The following is a 14749-nucleotide window of genomic DNA, read 5'->3' on the forward strand; positions in this document are numbered from 1 at the left end:
GAGCTGTCTGCTTGGACGATGAGTTTCCCGCGCCCGGTGATGGGTGTTGGGGGTTGGTCGTTCGGTGGTTATGGCGAGGGGGAAACACCCGGTCCCATTCCGAACCCGGTAGTTAAGCCTCTCAGCGCCGATGGTACTGCATGGGAGACTGTGTGGGAGAGTAGGACGCCGCCGGACCTTTTTTGTGGGGAGGGCCCTGCCGTTTACGCGGCGGGGCCCTTTCTCATTTGTGGGCACTTGCCGGTTCGGAGTTGGCCTGTTCCGGACAGGTCCTGCATGCCTCCCGGCCCTTGGAGGGCGCTGCCTGGATGTAGTCACGCGAAACGTAGATGATCGCTGATTCGGTATCCGTATTGGTGGCGGGGAGGGTACGGGAAGGCGGTTTTGTGAGTTGCGCGGGCGCGGCGCCGTTCACGAGAACTTCTTTCTCCGAGGGGTCTTGAGTGATGGCTTCTGTCCGGGCCGATCTCCTAGGCTGCCGTTGTGGCTGAGGAGATTCGGGAGCACGAGACGGCGGGGGCCGGGCCGGGCGGGATCGACACGACGGTGGCGACGCCGGCGCGGATCTACGACTACTTCCTGGGTGGCAAGGACAACTACGCCGTCGACCGGGCGGCCGCCGAGGAGATCATGAAGGCGGTGCCGGAAGCGCCGACTTCGGCCCGTGCCAACCGGGCGTTCCTACGGCGAGCCGTCCGGTACATGGCCGGTGCGGGGATCACGCAGTTCGTCGACATCGGCGCCGGGCTGCCCACCCAGGGGAACGTGCACGAGGTCGCGCAGGAGATACGTCCGGAGTCACGGATCGTCTACGTCGACAACGATCCGGTCGTCCTGGTGCACGGGCGTGCGCTGCTCGAGGCGAACGCCGATGTCGCGGTCATCGCGGGGGACCTGCGGCGTCCCGAGGAGATCCTCGCCGACCCGCGGCTGTCCGAGCTGATCGACCTGGACGAGCCGGTCGGGGTGCTGCTCATCGCGATCCTGCACTTCATCGGGGACGAAGAGGAGCCGTTCGACCTCGTGAAGAGGCTCATGGAGCCGTTGCCGGCGGGAAGCCATCTGGCGATCTCCCACGGGTACGAGGGAGGGATGGTCGAGGGGACCTCCGAACACGCCCGGGGCGTCTACCGGCGGTCGACCTCGGCGATCCACTCGCGGGATCCGCGGACGGTGGAGCGGTTCTTCGCGGGCGCGGACATCGCCGAACCGGGTGTCGTGTGGGTTCCGGAATGGGGGCTGGGCGAGGGCGAGCCGACCCCGATGGAGCCCGAGCGGACGCACTTCCTGGGAGCGGTGGCGCGCAAGCGCTGACCGGGCGGTTCAGCGGAGGACCACCGTGGTCGGCAGCGTCCGGAAGCCCCGCACGTACGGGGAGGGGATGCGCGGGGCGTTCTCGTCGACGTCGTAGCCGGTGATGCGGGCCGTCAGCTCTTCGAGGGCGACCCGGGCCTCGAGGCGTGCCAGGTGCGCGCCGATGCAGTGATGCCGTCCAGAGCCGAAGCTGATCTTGGTGCGGGTGTCGCGGTCGAGGTCGAACCGGTCCGGCTCGGGGAAGGCGCGGGGGTCGCGGTTGGCGGCGCCGATCAGCAGCAGGAGCCGGGAACCCGCGGGGATGGTCGTTCCGTGCAGATGGACGTCCGTGACCGCGGTGCGGCCGTCGCCCTGGGAGGCGGGCTCGAAGCGGAGGGTCTCCTCGATCCAATCGCCGATGCGGCCGAACGCGTCCGCCGGGCTCTCGAGATGGAGCCGGGCGCAGTGCCAGGCGTTCGAGATCAGATTGGTCGTCGTCTCGTTACCGGCGGAGACGAGGATGAACAGAACGCCGAGGATCTCGGCGTCGGTGAGCCGGTCGTCGCCGTCGACGGCGTCGATCAGCGCGGACGCCAGGTCGTCGTGGCCGGCGCGGTCCCGGCGGCGCTCGGCGATGAGGTCCTTGAAGTAGCCACCCAGTGCGAAGATCGCCTCGAGGCCCGCGGGGCTGAGGTCCCGGACACCCTCCTCGTGCTGGACGATCTGGTCCGCGAGGTGCCGCAGCCCGGCCCGGTCCGCGGTCGGGACCCCGACGAGTTCGGAGATGATGTCCATCGGCAGGAGAGCCGTGTAGTCGGCGACCAGGTCGAAAGTGCGCTGCTGCAGGGCACGGTCGAGGTGGCCGCGGGCGACCTCGCGGATGCGAGGTTCGAGTTCGGCGATGCGGCGGGGCGTGAACGCCTTCGACACGAGGCCCCGGATGCGGGTGTGCTCCGGAGGGTCCATCGCGAGGAAGGACGCGTGCTCGCGGGCGTCCGGTCCCCAGACCGACGGTTCCAGCAGGATGCCGTTCGCGTTGGAGAACCGCTCGTGGTCCCGGAACGCCGCGACCACGTCCGCGTGCCGGGACAGCGTCCAGAAGTCCTCCTCGTCATTGCGGAAGACGGGCGCCTCGTCACGCAGCCGCGAGTACACCGGATACGGGTCGTGCTGGATTCCGCTGTCGTACAGGCTGAAATGCACGCCCATTCCTTCTCCCTGTGTCGTCGCCTACCTCCCGAGCATCACCCGTCCCGCCCGGCGCCCGCCACCCCGCGCGACCCGGTGCGGGTGGCCTGTACCGGACGTCACCGGGCCGGGCGGGCGGCGTTCGCGAACGCGGCCCCGGTGCGCGTGTCCGGCCTTAGGCTGCATTGATGACCGAGAAGCTATGGGAGATCGAGCCGTCGGGGCCGCTGCGCGGCGACGTGACGGTACGTGGCGCGAAGAACGCCGTCAGCAAGCACATGGTGGCGGCCATGCTGGGCGGGGGACCGAGCACGATCGGCAACGCGCCGGACGTCGGCGAGGTCGGGATCACGGCCGGGATGCTCGAGCACGTCGGGATGACGGTGGAACGGTCGGGCGACGAGGTCACGGTCGTCCCCGGCGCGGTGTCCGACCCGAGCGTGGGCAAGGCGTTCACCGGGTTGAACCGTATCCCGATCCTGATGCTGGGGCCGTTGCTGCATCTGGCGGGGGAGGCGTTCGTTCCGCTGGTCGGCGGCGACCCGATCGGCCGGCGCCCGGTCGATTTCCATGTGGAGGCCCTGCGCGCGTTCGGGGCGGAGGTGACGCACGCGGCGGACGGCATCCATGCGCGGGCGACGCGGCTCGTCGGGACGCGGGTGGACCTTCCGTACCCGAGCGTCGGCGCCACCGAGACGGTGCTGCTGGCCGCGGTGCGCGCCGAGGGCAAGACCGTCATCCGCAACGCCGCGACGGAACCGGAGATCATCGAACTGGCCCTGTTCCTGCAGCGGATGGGCGCGCGGATCTCGTTCGCGCCCGACCGCCGGATCGTGGTGGAGGGCGTCGACCGGCTGGGCGGCGCGCAGACGCGGCTCGGCGGCGACCGGATCGAGGCGTTCTCCTACCTGGTGGCGGGCCTGGTCACCGGGGGCGAGGTGCGGGTGCACGGCTGCCCGCAGGACCGGCTCGTCACCGCGATCACCACGCTGACCCGGATGGGCGCCGAGTTCGACATCACCGACGAGTGGATCATGGCGTCGGCGCCGGACGGGCTGCGGTCCGCGGCGGTGCAGACCGACACGCACCCGGGGTTCGCCACGGACTGGCAGACGCCGCTGATGGTGCTGTTCACGCAGGCGGACGGCATGTCGGTGCTGCACGAGACGGTGTACGAGAACCGGCTCGCGTACGTTCCGGCGCTGCAGAGCATGGGCGCGGAGATCGAGGTGTACGACACCTGCCTCGGCGGCCCGGCGTGCCGGTACCACGACACGGCGGCGCTGCACTCGGCTGTCGTGCGGGGCGTCACGAAGTTGCGCGGCGGGGACGTGACGATGCCCGACATCCGCGCCGGGTTCTCGGCCGTGCTGGCGGCGGCGGTGGCGGAGGGCCCGTCGACGCTGCGGGGCGTCCACCACATCGAGCGGGGGTACCACCGGCCGGTCGAGCAGTTCCGTGACCTGGGCCTCGCCCTGAAGACCGCGACGGCCTGACGCTAGCCGCCGGCGGTCGTGCGCGTCCCGCTCGCGGACGGGACCGTGTGCGGCCAGGTGTAGGTGACGGAGCCGCCGACGGGGAGGCCGTGCCAGAGCCGCGCGGCCTCGTCGAGGTGGCCCAGGATCCGGTCGACGGCGGCGGCGTGCTCCGGCGGGACGGGGACGTGGACCGCCCAGGCGGGCCTCTCCGCGCCGGACCGCCGCCACCAGGCGAGCGCGGACAGCCCGGCGAGCTCCTCGGAGCGTGCCATGTCGCCCTCGTCGGCGCGGCCGAGGGACGCCTCGCGCTTCTTCGTCCTGCGCTGCGCGCGGGCCCGCGCGCGTCGGTCGCCCGGGACCTCGGCGGTCTCGGCGAAGCCGCCGCCGCCCGCCGCCGCGCGCCCGAAGACGCCGCGCGCCAGGCCCAGTTCGGCCTCCGTCAGATAGTGGACCAGGTCGTGCGGGATGTGATCGTCGTACCCGGGCGCCGGGTCCATGCGCCGGGGCGCCCGTCCGGGCGGAGTGACGATCGTCGCGTAGCGGCGGCGGCCCGTCCGCTCGAAGGTGACGTCCATGCGGCCAGGTTAGGCGGCGGCGGGCGGGCCCGGCATCGGGTTTTCCGGCGGGTGACGGGCCGGGCCGCGGGCACTAGCGTGCGGGTGGAGCGGCGCGGCGGACGATCGGGGAGGACCGTGGACTTCGACCGGCGAGACCCCCACCCCTGCTACGCGCGGGCCCGCGCGGCGGACGGGCTGACGTTCGTCCCCGACCTGGAGGCGTGGCTGGTGGCGCGGGACGCCGACGTCCGGGCCGTGCTGCGCGATCCCGCGACGTTCTCGTCGGCGAACGCGCTGCGTCCCGAGGTCCTGCCCGGACCCGAGGCCGTCGCCGTCCTCGGTTCGGTTCCGTCGGGGCGGCCGGTGGCGCTCACCGCGGACGGCGATGACCACCGGCGGGTGCGGGAGCCGCTGACGCGCGGGCTGTCCCCGGCGCGGGTGGCGGCGGCCGTCCCGTTCATCACCGAGCGGGCCGCGGCGCTCGTGGCCGGGTTCGCCGCCGACGGGCGCGTCGAACTGATGGGACGGTACGCGCGGGTGCTGCCCGGCGAGGTGATCGGGCATCTGCTCGGGCTCGACCCCGCCGACGTGCCCGCCACCGTGGCGGGGAGCCACCGGGCCGAGGACCTGGTGTTCCGACCGATGCCGGTGGCGGAGCAGGTCGCCGCGGCGGGCGCGGTCGCCGGGATGAAGCGGACCCTGGACGCGCACGTGCGGGGGCGCGGCGCCGAACCGGGCGACGATCTGTGCGGGGAGATGATCCGGGCGATCGAGCCGCACGGGACGCTGCTGTCGAATCTGCAGAACCTGCTCCTGGCCGGGCATCTGACCACCACGGCGCTGATCGGGAGCGCCGTCCTGCACCTGCTGAGGCGCGGCCAGTGGGAGCTGCTGTGCGAACGGCCCGAGCTGATCCCCGCGGCGGTCGAGGAGACGGCCAGGTACGAGGCGCCGATCCAGGGATTCCGGCGGCGGACGACGCGGCCGGCGACCCTCGCCGGAACGCGGCTGCCCGAGGGCGCCGAGGTGTTCGTGGCGTTCGCCGGGGCCGGACGCGACCCCGACGTCCACGACCGTCCGGACGAGTTCGACATCACCCGCCCGGTCGCGCGGCACCTGTCCTTCGGGCACGGGGTCCACGCGTGCCCGGGCGCGCGGCTGGCCCGCGAGCAGGCGCGGATCACGCTGGAGACGCTGACGCGGGAGCTGCCCGGCCTGCGGCTCGCGGAGCCGGTGGAGATGACGCCGAACCTGATCCACCGTTCGCCCGCGGAGCTGGTTCTTACCTGGTGATGACCGGAACGTGCAAGACGGCGTGACCGGCCGCGGCCACGCTGGTGCCATGGACATCGGTACTGAGATCGGTAAGAACATCGACATCGAAGGGATCGACCTCGGCAGGGCGTCGGAGTTCATGGCCACGCACGCCCGGCCGCTCGACCGGCGCCGTTTCGAACTGCTGACCGGCGACGGTGACCGGGCGGCGCTGCTGGCGGCCCTGAACGCGTACCGCAACCCCGACGGCGGCTACGGCCGGGGCCTGGAGCCCGACCTGCGGTCGCGGACGAGCCAGCCCGGCGGGGCCCTGCACGCGTTCGAGGTCTTCGAGGAGCTGGGGCCCGATACGGCGCCGGAGGCGGCCGCGCTGTGCGACTGGCTGGAGTCGGTGACGCTGCCGGACGGCGGGCTGCCGTTCGCGCTGCCCGTCCCCGACCCGGCGGGGTGCGCGCCGTTCTGGGCGTCCGCCGATCCGGACGCGTCGTCGCTGCAGATCACCGCGATCGTGGCGGCGACGGCGCGGCGCGTCGCCGCGCACGACCCGGCGGTCGCGGCGCATCCGTGGCTCGAGCGTGCCGTGCGCTACTGCCGGGCCGCGGCCCGCGCGGTCGCCGAGCCGCACGCCCTGGAACTGGCGTTCGCGCTCGCGCTGGCGGACGCGGCGGGCGACACCGAGCTGGTCGGGATCCTCGGGAAGCACGTTCCGGAGTCCGGCATGGTCCGCGTGCCGGGCGGGCTCGAGGACGAGATGATGCGCCCGCTCGACTTCGCGCCGCGCCCGGACGGCGCCGTCCGGTCCCTGTTCGCCCCGTCGATCGTCGAGGCGGAGCTGCGGCGCCTGGCGGAGCGGCAGCAGGACGACGGCGGGTGGCGGGTGGACTTCGCCGGCTACTCGCCCGCCGCCGAGCTGGAGTGGCGCGGGTACGCCACCGTCGGCGCCGTCTCGATCCTGCTCCGCAACGCCGGAACCGCCGCCGGATAGGGCGGCGCGGCCGCGTGAGGGCCGCGCGATCCGGGGAAGGGTCCGTGGGATGAGGTCTCCGCCGTCGAGCGAGAGGAGACACGATGCCGCCCATCGGACGGCCGACCGGAAACGTGATCGTCGTGGGGGCGGGGCCGACCGGGCTCCTGCTGGCGGGGGACCTGGCCGCGGCCGGGATCGGCTGCACCCTGCTGGAGAGGCGGCCGGCGGAGGTGGACAACCTCACTCGCGCGTTCGCCGTGCACGCGCGGACCCTCGAGCAGCTGGACGCCCGCGGCGTCGCGGACGAGCTCGCCGGCACCGGGGAGCACGTGCGGGAGGTGCGGCTGCCGGGCGGGGCGAGCCTCGACCTCGGGCGGCTGCCCGGCCGGTTCCCGTACGTGCTGATCACGCCGCAGTACGAGACGGAGCGGGTGCTGCGGGAGCGGGCGCTGGCCGCGGGCGCGCGGATCGTGTACGGCGCCGAGGTGATGGGCCTGCGCCAGGACGACTCGGGTGTGGACGTCCGGGTCCGCGTGGCGGGTGCCGTGGAGACGCGGCGCGCGTCGTACGCGGTGGGAGCCGACGGTGCCGGCAGCACGGTCCGGAGGGCGCTGGGGCTGCCGTTCCCCGGCCGGTCCGCGGTCCGGTCGGTGATGCTCGCCGACGTCCGGCTCGACGATCCACCGGGCGACACGCTGACCCTGCAAGGGACGGGTGACGCGCTCGCGTTCCTCGTCCCGTTCGGAGACGGCTGGTACCGGGTGGGCGCATGGAACCGCGCGCACCAGGCGGACGACGACGAGCCCGTCGACTTCGCCGAGCTGCGGGAGGTGACGCGGCGCGTCCTGGGCACCGACCACGGGATGCGCGACCCCCGCTGGACGTCCCGGTTCCACAGCGACGAACGGCAGGTGCCCCGGTACCGGGTCGGGCGGGTGTTCCTCGCGGGGGACGCCGCGCACGTCCATTCGCCCGCGGGCGGCCAGGGCATGAACCTCGGGCTGCAGGACGCCGCGAACCTGTCCTGGCGGCTCGCCGCGGACCTGCACGGCTGGGCGCCGCCGGGGCTGCTGGACGGTTACCACGACGAGCGGCACCCGATCGGGCGGCGCGTCCTGCTCGGCAGCGGCGCGGTGCTGCGCGGGGCCCTCGCCGAGCGGCGCTGGCAGCGGCGGCTGCGGGACGCCGCGCTGCGGGGCGCGGCCGGGATCCGGCCCGTCGCGCGGCGCCTCGCGGGGGCGGTGTCGGGCATCGACGTCCGCTACCCGGCGCCGCGCGGCGCGCACCGGCTGACCGGGCGCCGCGCCCCGGACGTCCGGCTGTCCGGCGGCGGGCGGCTGCACGACCTGCTCGGCGACGGGCGGTTCGCGCTGGTGACGGCGGTGAACGACCCGGCGGTCGCCTATCTGACGCGGCAGTGGGACGGGCGGGTGCGGCACGCGGTGGCGGGCGGGCCGACCCGCGGCACCGTGCTGGTCCGCCCGGACGGGTACATCGCGTGGGCGTCCGGCGAGACGGCGCCGGACGCGCGGGCCGACGCGATCCGCGCCGCGCTCGCGCGCTGGTGCGGGCGTCCCGCCGAGCACGCGGCCGAGCACGCCGCGGTCGCGGAGGAGAGGAGGAGCTGATCATGCCGGACGGGGTGGCGCGCAAGCTGATCGCCGCGCACCTGGTGAGCGGCGAGATGACGCCGGGCGCCGAGATCGGGGTGCGGGTCGACCAGACCCTCACCCAGGACGCCACCGGCACCATGGTGATGCTGGAACTGGAGGCGCTCGGCCTGGACCGGGTCCGGACGGACGTGTCCGTGCAGTACGTCGACCACAACCTGCTGCAGGCCGACGAGCGCAACATGGCCGACCACATCTTCCTGCGGTCGGCGTGCCGCCGCTACGGCCTCTGGTATTCCGGGGCGGGCAACGGGGTGTCGCATCCGACGCACATGGAGCGATTCGGGGTGCCGGGCGCGACGATGGCGGGCTCGGACTCGCACACCTGCGCCGCCGGGTCGCTCGGCATGCTCGCGATCGGGACCGGCGGGCTGGAGACCGCGATGGCGATGGCGGGAGAGCCGCTGCACATCACGATGCCGGAGATCTGGGGCGTCCGGCTGACGGGGGAGCTCCCGCCGTGGCTGAGCGCGAAGGACGTGATCCTCGAGATGCTGCGGCGGCACGGCGTCCGCGGCGGCGTCGGCCGGATCATCGAGTACCACGGGCCCGGTCTGGCGTCGCTGACCGCGATGGACCGGCACGTCATCGCGAACATGGGCGCCGAGCTGGGCGCGACGACCACGGTGTTCCCGGCGGACGACCGGGTCCGGGAGTTCCTGCGCGGGCAGGGCCGCGAGGCGGACTTCACCGAGATCGTCGCCGACCCCGGCGCCCGCTACGACGTCACGGACGAGATCGACCTGGCGTCGCTGGAGCCGCTGATCGCGCGGCCGGGCTCGCCGGGGGACGTGGTGCCGGTGCGGGACGTCGCGGGGGAGGAGGTGCACCAGGTCGTCGTGGGGTCGTCGGCGAACCCGGGGCAGCGGGACTTCGCGGCGGTCGCGGCGATCGTCCGGGGACGGCGGGTGCGTCCGGGCGTGTCGCTCGACGTGAATCCCACGTCGCGGCGGATCCTCCTCGACCTCACCCGGACGGGCGCCGCCGCCGACCTGCTCCAGGCGGGCGCGCGGATCCACCAGACCGGCTGCCTGGGCTGCATCGGCATGGGGCAGGCGCCCGCGATCGGCCGCAACAGCCTGCGGACGTTCCCGCGCAACTTCCCGGGCCGGTCCGGCACCGAGGACGACATGGTGTGGCTGTGCTCGCCCGAGACGGCCGCGGCCGCCGCGCTCACCGGGAAGATCACCGACCCCCGGGACCTGCCGATGGACGCGCCGGTCGTGCGGCTCCCGGAGACCGCCGCGCCCGTCCGGGACGAGTTCGAGGCGCCGCTCCCGCCCGAGCGGGCGCGCTCGGTCGTCCTCGAGAAGGCGCCCAGCATCGGGGTGCTGCCCGAACTGGACCCGCTCCCGGACGACCTGGAGGTCCCCGTCGTGATCACGGTCGGGGACGACGTGTCGACCGACGAGATCCTGCAGGCGGGCGCGCGGGCGCTGCCGTTCCGCAGCGACATCGCGCGGCTCGCCGACTTCGCGTTCGTCCGGCTCGACCCGGACTACCCCGACCGGGCGCGGCGGGCCGGGCCGCACGCCGTCGTCGCCGGCCGCAACTACGGGCAGGGCTCGTCGCGCGAGCACGCCGCGATCGCGCCGCGCCACCTCGGGCTCCGGCTCGTGCTGGCCTGCGGGTACGCGCGCATCCACTGGCAGAACCTGGTGAACTTCGGGATCCTGCCGCTGGAGTTCGCCGACGAGGCCGACCGGGAGCGGATCGGGCAGGGCGACGTGCTGCGCGTGGAGAACGTCGCGGGGGCGCTGCGGGAGGGCGGCGACGTCGAGGTCCGCAACCTCACGAAGGACGAGACGTACCGCGCCCGGCACCGGCTGTCGGAGCGGCAGCGCGAACTGGTGGCCGCCGGGGGCCAGATCCCGCTGCTGCGCGAACGCGTCCGCTGATCCGCCCGGTGGTGCGGGCGGATCGGCGGACGCGGTGCCGGCGGGGGAGCCCCGGGGTCAGTAGCGGCGCTCCTCGCGCCCGTAGCCGAGTTCCTCGGCGACGTCCGCGAGGTTCTCGTACTCGCGGTCGGGCAGCGTCTCCAGCGCGCCGACCGCGTCCTCGCCGTCGCCCGCGTCGGACGCGTGCGCGATCAGGTCGTTGGGCCGGGCGGGGTAGCGGACGCCGCTGAGCAGCCGCGCCAGCGCGCTGCGGTCCTCGACGTCGGAGGCGCTCATCCCGGGCGGGGACCCCTCGCGGGCGTCGCCGGTGCGCTCGGCCGGCTCCCAGACGTCGCGGTCGGAGGTCGGCTCGGTCTCCTTGAACTCCTCCGCGTGGGTGGAATGGCCGCCGCGCACCATGCCTTGGGTCTCCCGGCCGATCTCGTCGTCGAGCTTCGCGCCGTGCTTGTCGCTCTTGTCGGGCATGTTGACGGCCCTCTCTTTCGTCCTCTCTGTGCGCCTACCGAGCACATCGTTCCCGGGCGGACGTGCCCAAACATGCGGCTACCGGCTCTTTCGGGCCCATAAAATGCGAGGGCGGTCGCGAGGGCGGGATCACGGGAGGTTTCACGGTGGCCGGACACATGACGCCGGAGGAGTTCCGCCGGTACGGCAGGCAGGTGGTCGACTGGATCGCCGACTACCAGGAGAGGATCGAGTCCTACCCGGTGCTGTCGCGGGCGCTGCCCGGCGAGGTGCTGGCAGGCCTGCCCGAGCACCCGCCAGAGCGGGGCGAGGGCTTCGAGGAGATCCTCGCGGACATGGACCGCGTCGTGCTCCCCGGCATCACCCACTGGCAGCACCCGGGCTTCTTCGCCTACTTCCCGGCGAACGCCAGCGGGCCCGCGATCCTCGGCGAGCTGCTGTCGGCCGGGCTCGGCGTCCAGGGCATGCTGTGGGCGACGAGCCCCGCCTGCACCGAGCTGGAGACCCGCGTCCTGGACTGGCTCGCCGAACTGCTCGACCTGCCGGCCGGGTTCCGCTCGGACGGGCCCGGCGGCGGCGTCGTCCAGGACTCGGCGTCCGGCGCGGCCCTCGTGGCGATCCTCGCCGCGCAGCACCGCGCCGACGGCGGCGCGGCCGGCCGCGACGGCATCGCCGGCCGCCGCACCCTCTACGTCAGCTCGCAGACGCACTCGTCCCTGGAGAAGGCCGCCCGGATGGCCGGGATCGGCGCGGCGAACGTCCGCGTCGTCGACGTCGACCCGGCCACCCTCGCCATGGATCCCGCGCACCTGGACGCGCTGCTCGCCGAGGACGCCGCGGCGGGGGCGCTCCCGGTGCTGGTCTGCGCGACCGTCGGCACCACCTCCACCACGGCGGTCGACCCGGTGCGCGCGATCGGCGAGGTGTGCCGCCGGCACGGCGTGTGGCTGCACGTCGACGCCGCGTACGCCGGCGTCGCGGCGGTCTGCCCCGAGTTCCGGTGGATCAACGACGGGCTCGCCGAGTTCGCCGACTCCTACTCCACCAACCCGCACAAATGGCTGCTCACCAACTTCGACTGCAACGCCATGTGGGTCGCCGACCGCGAACCCCTCCTCGGCGCCCTGTCGATCCTCCCCGAGTACCTGCGCAACCGGGCCAGCGCGTCCGGCGACGTCGTCGACTACCGGGACTGGCAGATCCCGCTCGGCCGCCGGTTCCGCGCCCTTAAGCTGTGGTCGGTGATCCGCTGGTACGGGGCGGAAGGGCTGCGCGAGCACGTCCGCACCGGGGTCCGGCTGGCGCAGGACCTCGCCGCCGAGATCGCCGACGACCCGGCGTTCGAGCTGCTGGAGCCGCACCCGTTCGGGCTCGTGTGCTTCCGCCCGTGCTGGGACGGGCTGGACGGCGACGACGCGGACGCCGCGACGCTGCGGCTGATGGAGCGCCTCAACGCGTCCGGCGAGCTGTACGTCACCCACACCAGGGTCGGCGGGCGGGTGCTGCTGCGCATGGCGATCGGCGCGCCCGCCACCGCCGACGAGCACGTGCGCGCCGCCTGGAAACTCATCCGCAACGAGGCCGCCGCCGCGGGCCCGGCCGCGGGCTGAGGGTCAGGAGCGGCGCAGCTGAGGGTCAGGAGCGGCGCATCAGCCGCGTGATCCGCCGCACCAGCGACGTCGATCCCGGCTCGCCCGCGCCCGCGGCGTCCCGCGAGGGCTCCGGGGCGGGCGCCTCCGCGCGCGGCGGGAGCTCCTCGGCCAGCGTGTAGTTCACCGGCAGCGACCGCAGCCCCCGGATCAGCGGGGACGAGCGCCACGGAAGCTGGTCGGGCGGCAGCGCCAGGTCCAGGGACGAGAACCGGTGGAACGCGCGCTCCACGGCGATCATCGTGATGGTGGTCGCCAGGTCGCGGCCGAGGCAGGCGTGCGGGCCCGCGCTCCAGGCCAGGTGCGCGCGGGAGCTGTACACCGAGTCCTGCGCGCCGCCGCCGGTGAAGGCCGGGTCCAGGTGCGCGGCGGCGGGGGAGACCATGACCGGGTCCCCGGCGGCGATCCGGAACCGGCCGATCCGCACGTCCGACCGCGGCCACCGGAACGCCAGGTTCGCCATGGGCGGGTGCGCGATGGACGCCCGGTTGATCGCCTCCTTGATCATCCCGGCGGACAGGCTGTCGCGGGCGCCGGTCTCCCCGATCAGCACCTCCGTGATGGTGTTGCAGATCAGGTTCGCGGTGATGTCCCCCGACAGGCCCGTCAGCATCGCCATCTCGCGGGTGAGCTCGTCGGCCGTCAGGTCGGGCGCTGCGGCGAGCATGTACGACGGCAGGTCCTCGCGCGGCTCGCGCACCCGCGCCGCGCACACCTCGGCGACCCGCGCCAGCAGCCGGTCGGACGCCTCCTGCGCGTCCGGGCCCGCGTCCAGTACCCGCCACAGGTCCATGATCATCTCGTCCGCGCCGGAGTCGGTCGGGAACCCGATCAGCCGGCCGGTGACCATCAGCGGCAGCGGGCGCGCGAACTGCGCGGACAGGTCCGCCCAGCCCGACCGGCCGCCGCTCTCCGCGAGGACGGTGATCAGCTCGTCCGCGTAGGCGTGCACCGCCCGCTCCAGCTCCCGGGCCTGCGGGCGCCCGCGCTCCTGGAACGGCCGCAGCCCCTCGCTCCACGCGCTGCGCAGCCGGGTCGACTCGGCGCCGTCCCGGAACCCGGAGCTGCCGGACTCGACCACCGGCAGCATCGGCCAGTCCGCGGGGACCCGCCCCTCCCGGTAGGCGCGCCACGAGTCGACCCGGCGGCTCCAGACGCCGCGGGCGTCCCGCAGGACGTCCAGCACCTGCGCGTACCCGAGCACCAGCCAGACGGGCACGCCCAGCACGTCCACCGGCGCGACCGGCCCGTACTCGGCGCGCAGCCGCTCGTAGAACGCGGCGGGCCGCGACTCGTAGTCGCGGTTCAGCAGGGGGAGCCGGGCCAGCGACTCCAGGGGCGGATGCGGCGGTGACGCCTCCGCGGGCGGGAACTCTGCGCGTGCGGACTGTCCTCGGGGAATCTGCGGCTCCACGACGCATCACCCTAGGAGAGATCACTGCTATTGGGGAGGTTGTGACGAAATCTCCGCCGAAGTTCGTTCGTTCGCGCGCGGCCGCTTCGGCGACTTATTTCTCGTAGAGCTTCCGCGCGTACCGTTCCGGGCTGTAATGGCGCTCGAGTTCGTCGAGGCTCTCCCGGGTGTACTGGACGTCCTTGACGATGCGGGCGTGCGACGGCAGCGCGTCGGGCGTCCAGGTGTCGGGCCGCCACAGCTTCGACCGCATCAGCGCCTTCGCGCAGTGGAAGAAGACCTGCTCGATCTCGACGACCAGGGCCAGCGCCGGCCGGTGGCCCCGCACGACCATGTCGTCGAAGAACGGCGCGTCCCGCAGCAGCCGCGCCCGGCCGTTGATCCGCAGGGTCTCGCCCCGCCCCGGCACCAGGAAGATCAGCCCGACGTGCGGGTTCTCCAGGACGTTGAGGAACCCGTCGGCGCGCCGGTTGCCGGGCCGGTCCGGGATCGCGATCGTGGTGCCGTCCAGGACGCGCGTGAAGCCGGGCGGGTCGCCCTTCGGCGAGACGTCGCAGTTCCCGGCGGCGTCGCTGGTGGAGATCAGGCAGAACGGCGACTGCGCGAGCCACTCGCGGTCCCGGTCGTGCAGGGCGACGCGCTCCTTGTCGATCGCCCTGCGCATCGGGGCGCCCAGCAGCTCGCGGAGCTCCTCGGCGGACTCGATCTCGGCGTACCGAGAAGCGCCGGGGGAGTCGGGGGTGAGCGTCATCGCCGCTGCTCCTTCACACCGGAGGTCGGGTGATCAGCGTATCCGCCCCCCGGCGGGCCGCCGCGCCGCCCCCGCGGGCCCTCTTCGCGGCGCGGTCGGTGGTCCGTTCCCCCGCCGACCGGGAGCCCGCCCGGAACCCATCGG

General features: G+C 73.9%; 12 protein-coding genes and 1 rRNA gene. 8 read left to right on the forward strand and 5 right to left on the reverse strand.

What is annotated here, in order from left to right:
- Positions 1-60: 60 nt before the first annotated feature.
- Both rrf and F7P10_RS39820 read left to right on the forward strand, forming a co-directional pair.
- Positions 61-177: ribosomal RNA gene (gene rrf / locus F7P10_RS39815) — 5S ribosomal RNA — on the forward strand.
- Between the two features lie 306 nt (positions 178-483).
- Positions 484-1314, forward strand: a complete 831-nt coding sequence (locus F7P10_RS39820; RefSeq protein ID WP_254716258.1) for an SAM-dependent methyltransferase — start codon at positions 484-486, stop codon at positions 1312-1314.
- A 9-nt stretch (positions 1315-1323) separates the two neighbouring features.
- Here F7P10_RS39820 and F7P10_RS39825 read toward each other — a convergent pair whose 3' ends face one another.
- On the reverse strand, positions 1324-2502 hold the full coding sequence (locus tag F7P10_RS39825; RefSeq protein ID WP_151017156.1) for a cytochrome P450: 1179 nt from the start codon (positions 2500-2502) through the stop codon (positions 1324-1326).
- Between the two features lie 167 nt (positions 2503-2669).
- On the opposite strand from F7P10_RS39825, the gene murA reads away from it, so the two are divergent.
- Positions 2670-3977, forward strand: coding sequence for a UDP-N-acetylglucosamine 1-carboxyvinyltransferase (murA, locus tag F7P10_RS39830; RefSeq protein WP_151017157.1), 1308 nt, complete (start codon positions 2670-2672; stop codon positions 3975-3977).
- Positions 3978-3979: 2 nt separating this feature from the next.
- Here the strand turns inward: murA and F7P10_RS39835 are convergent, their stop codons facing one another.
- Positions 3980-4534 carry a hypothetical protein gene (locus tag F7P10_RS39835; protein WP_151017158.1) on the reverse strand — a complete coding sequence of 185 codons (555 nt, stop codon included), beginning with the start codon at positions 4532-4534 and terminating at the stop codon, positions 3980-3982.
- 117 nt (positions 4535-4651) lie between these two features.
- On the opposite strand from F7P10_RS39835, the gene F7P10_RS39840 reads away from it, so the two are divergent.
- The 4 genes from F7P10_RS39840 (at position 4652) to F7P10_RS39855 (ending at position 10326) form a co-directional block, all read left to right on the forward strand.
- Positions 4652-5809 (forward strand): cytochrome P450, encoded by a 1158-nt coding sequence (locus F7P10_RS39840; protein WP_218040285.1) that lies wholly within the window; start codon positions 4652-4654, stop codon positions 5807-5809.
- Between the two features lie 49 nt (positions 5810-5858).
- Entirely contained in the window at positions 5859-6776 is a 918-nt protein-coding gene (locus tag F7P10_RS39845) for a hypothetical protein (RefSeq protein ID WP_254716259.1), read from the forward strand.
- 83 nt (positions 6777-6859) lie between these two features.
- Positions 6860-8386, forward strand: a complete 1527-nt coding sequence (locus F7P10_RS39850) for an FAD-dependent monooxygenase (RefSeq protein WP_151017160.1) — start codon at positions 6860-6862, stop codon at positions 8384-8386.
- A gap of 2 nt (positions 8387-8388) precedes the next feature.
- The gene (locus F7P10_RS39855; RefSeq protein ID WP_151017161.1) at positions 8389-10326 is read left to right on the forward strand and encodes an aconitate hydratase; all 1938 of its coding nucleotides are present in this window, start codon (positions 8389-8391) and stop codon (positions 10324-10326) included.
- A gap of 57 nt (positions 10327-10383) precedes the next feature.
- Here F7P10_RS39855 and F7P10_RS39860 read toward each other — a convergent pair whose 3' ends face one another.
- Positions 10384-10791, reverse strand: coding sequence for a DUF2795 domain-containing protein (locus F7P10_RS39860; RefSeq protein WP_151017162.1), 408 nt, complete (start codon positions 10789-10791; stop codon positions 10384-10386).
- A gap of 146 nt (positions 10792-10937) precedes the next feature.
- On the opposite strand from F7P10_RS39860, the gene F7P10_RS39865 reads away from it, so the two are divergent.
- Positions 10938-12401, forward strand: coding sequence for an aminotransferase class I/II-fold pyridoxal phosphate-dependent enzyme (locus tag F7P10_RS39865; RefSeq protein ID WP_254716260.1), 1464 nt, complete (start codon positions 10938-10940; stop codon positions 12399-12401).
- Between the two features lie 25 nt (positions 12402-12426).
- Here the strand turns inward: F7P10_RS39865 and F7P10_RS39870 are convergent, their stop codons facing one another.
- Both F7P10_RS39870 and F7P10_RS39875 read right to left on the reverse strand, forming a co-directional pair.
- On the reverse strand, positions 12427-13854 hold the full coding sequence (locus tag F7P10_RS39870) for a cytochrome P450 (RefSeq protein WP_254716261.1): 1428 nt from the start codon (positions 13852-13854) through the stop codon (positions 12427-12429).
- Between the two features lie 94 nt (positions 13855-13948).
- Entirely contained in the window at positions 13949-14605 is a 657-nt protein-coding gene (locus tag F7P10_RS39875) for a pyridoxamine 5'-phosphate oxidase family protein (RefSeq protein WP_151017163.1), read from the reverse strand.
- Positions 14606-14749 lie beyond the last annotated feature (144 nt).

Origin of the sequence: Actinomadura sp. WMMB 499 (assembly GCF_008824145.1) — a bacterium.
In the GTDB taxonomy this organism is placed as follows: Bacteria; Actinomycetota; Actinomycetes; order Streptosporangiales; family Streptosporangiaceae; genus Spirillospora.

Bases quoted from the DNA above. Each gene is read 5' to 3' on its own strand.
- F7P10_RS39825 (WP_151017156.1), bottom strand. From the start codon at position 2,502: ATGGGCGTGCATTTCAGCCTGTACGACAGCGGAATCCAGCACGACCCG.
- murA (WP_151017157.1), top strand. From the start codon at position 2,670: ATGACCGAGAAGCTATGGGAGATCGAGCCGTCGGGGCCGCTGCGCGGC.
- F7P10_RS39835 (WP_151017158.1), bottom strand. From the start codon at position 4,534: ATGGACGTCACCTTCGAGCGGACGGGCCGCCGCCGCTACGCGACGATC.
- F7P10_RS39845 (WP_254716259.1), top strand. From the start codon at position 5,859: ATGGACATCGGTACTGAGATCGGTAAGAACATCGACATCGAAGGGATC.
- F7P10_RS39850 (WP_151017160.1), top strand. From the start codon at position 6,860: ATGCCGCCCATCGGACGGCCGACCGGAAACGTGATCGTCGTGGGGGCG.
- F7P10_RS39855 (WP_151017161.1), top strand. From the start codon at position 8,389: ATGCCGGACGGGGTGGCGCGCAAGCTGATCGCCGCGCACCTGGTGAGC.
- F7P10_RS39860 (WP_151017162.1), bottom strand. From the start codon at position 10,791: ATGCCCGACAAGAGCGACAAGCACGGCGCGAAGCTCGACGACGAGATC.
- F7P10_RS39875 (WP_151017163.1), bottom strand. From the start codon at position 14,605: ATGACGCTCACCCCCGACTCCCCCGGCGCTTCTCGGTACGCCGAGATC.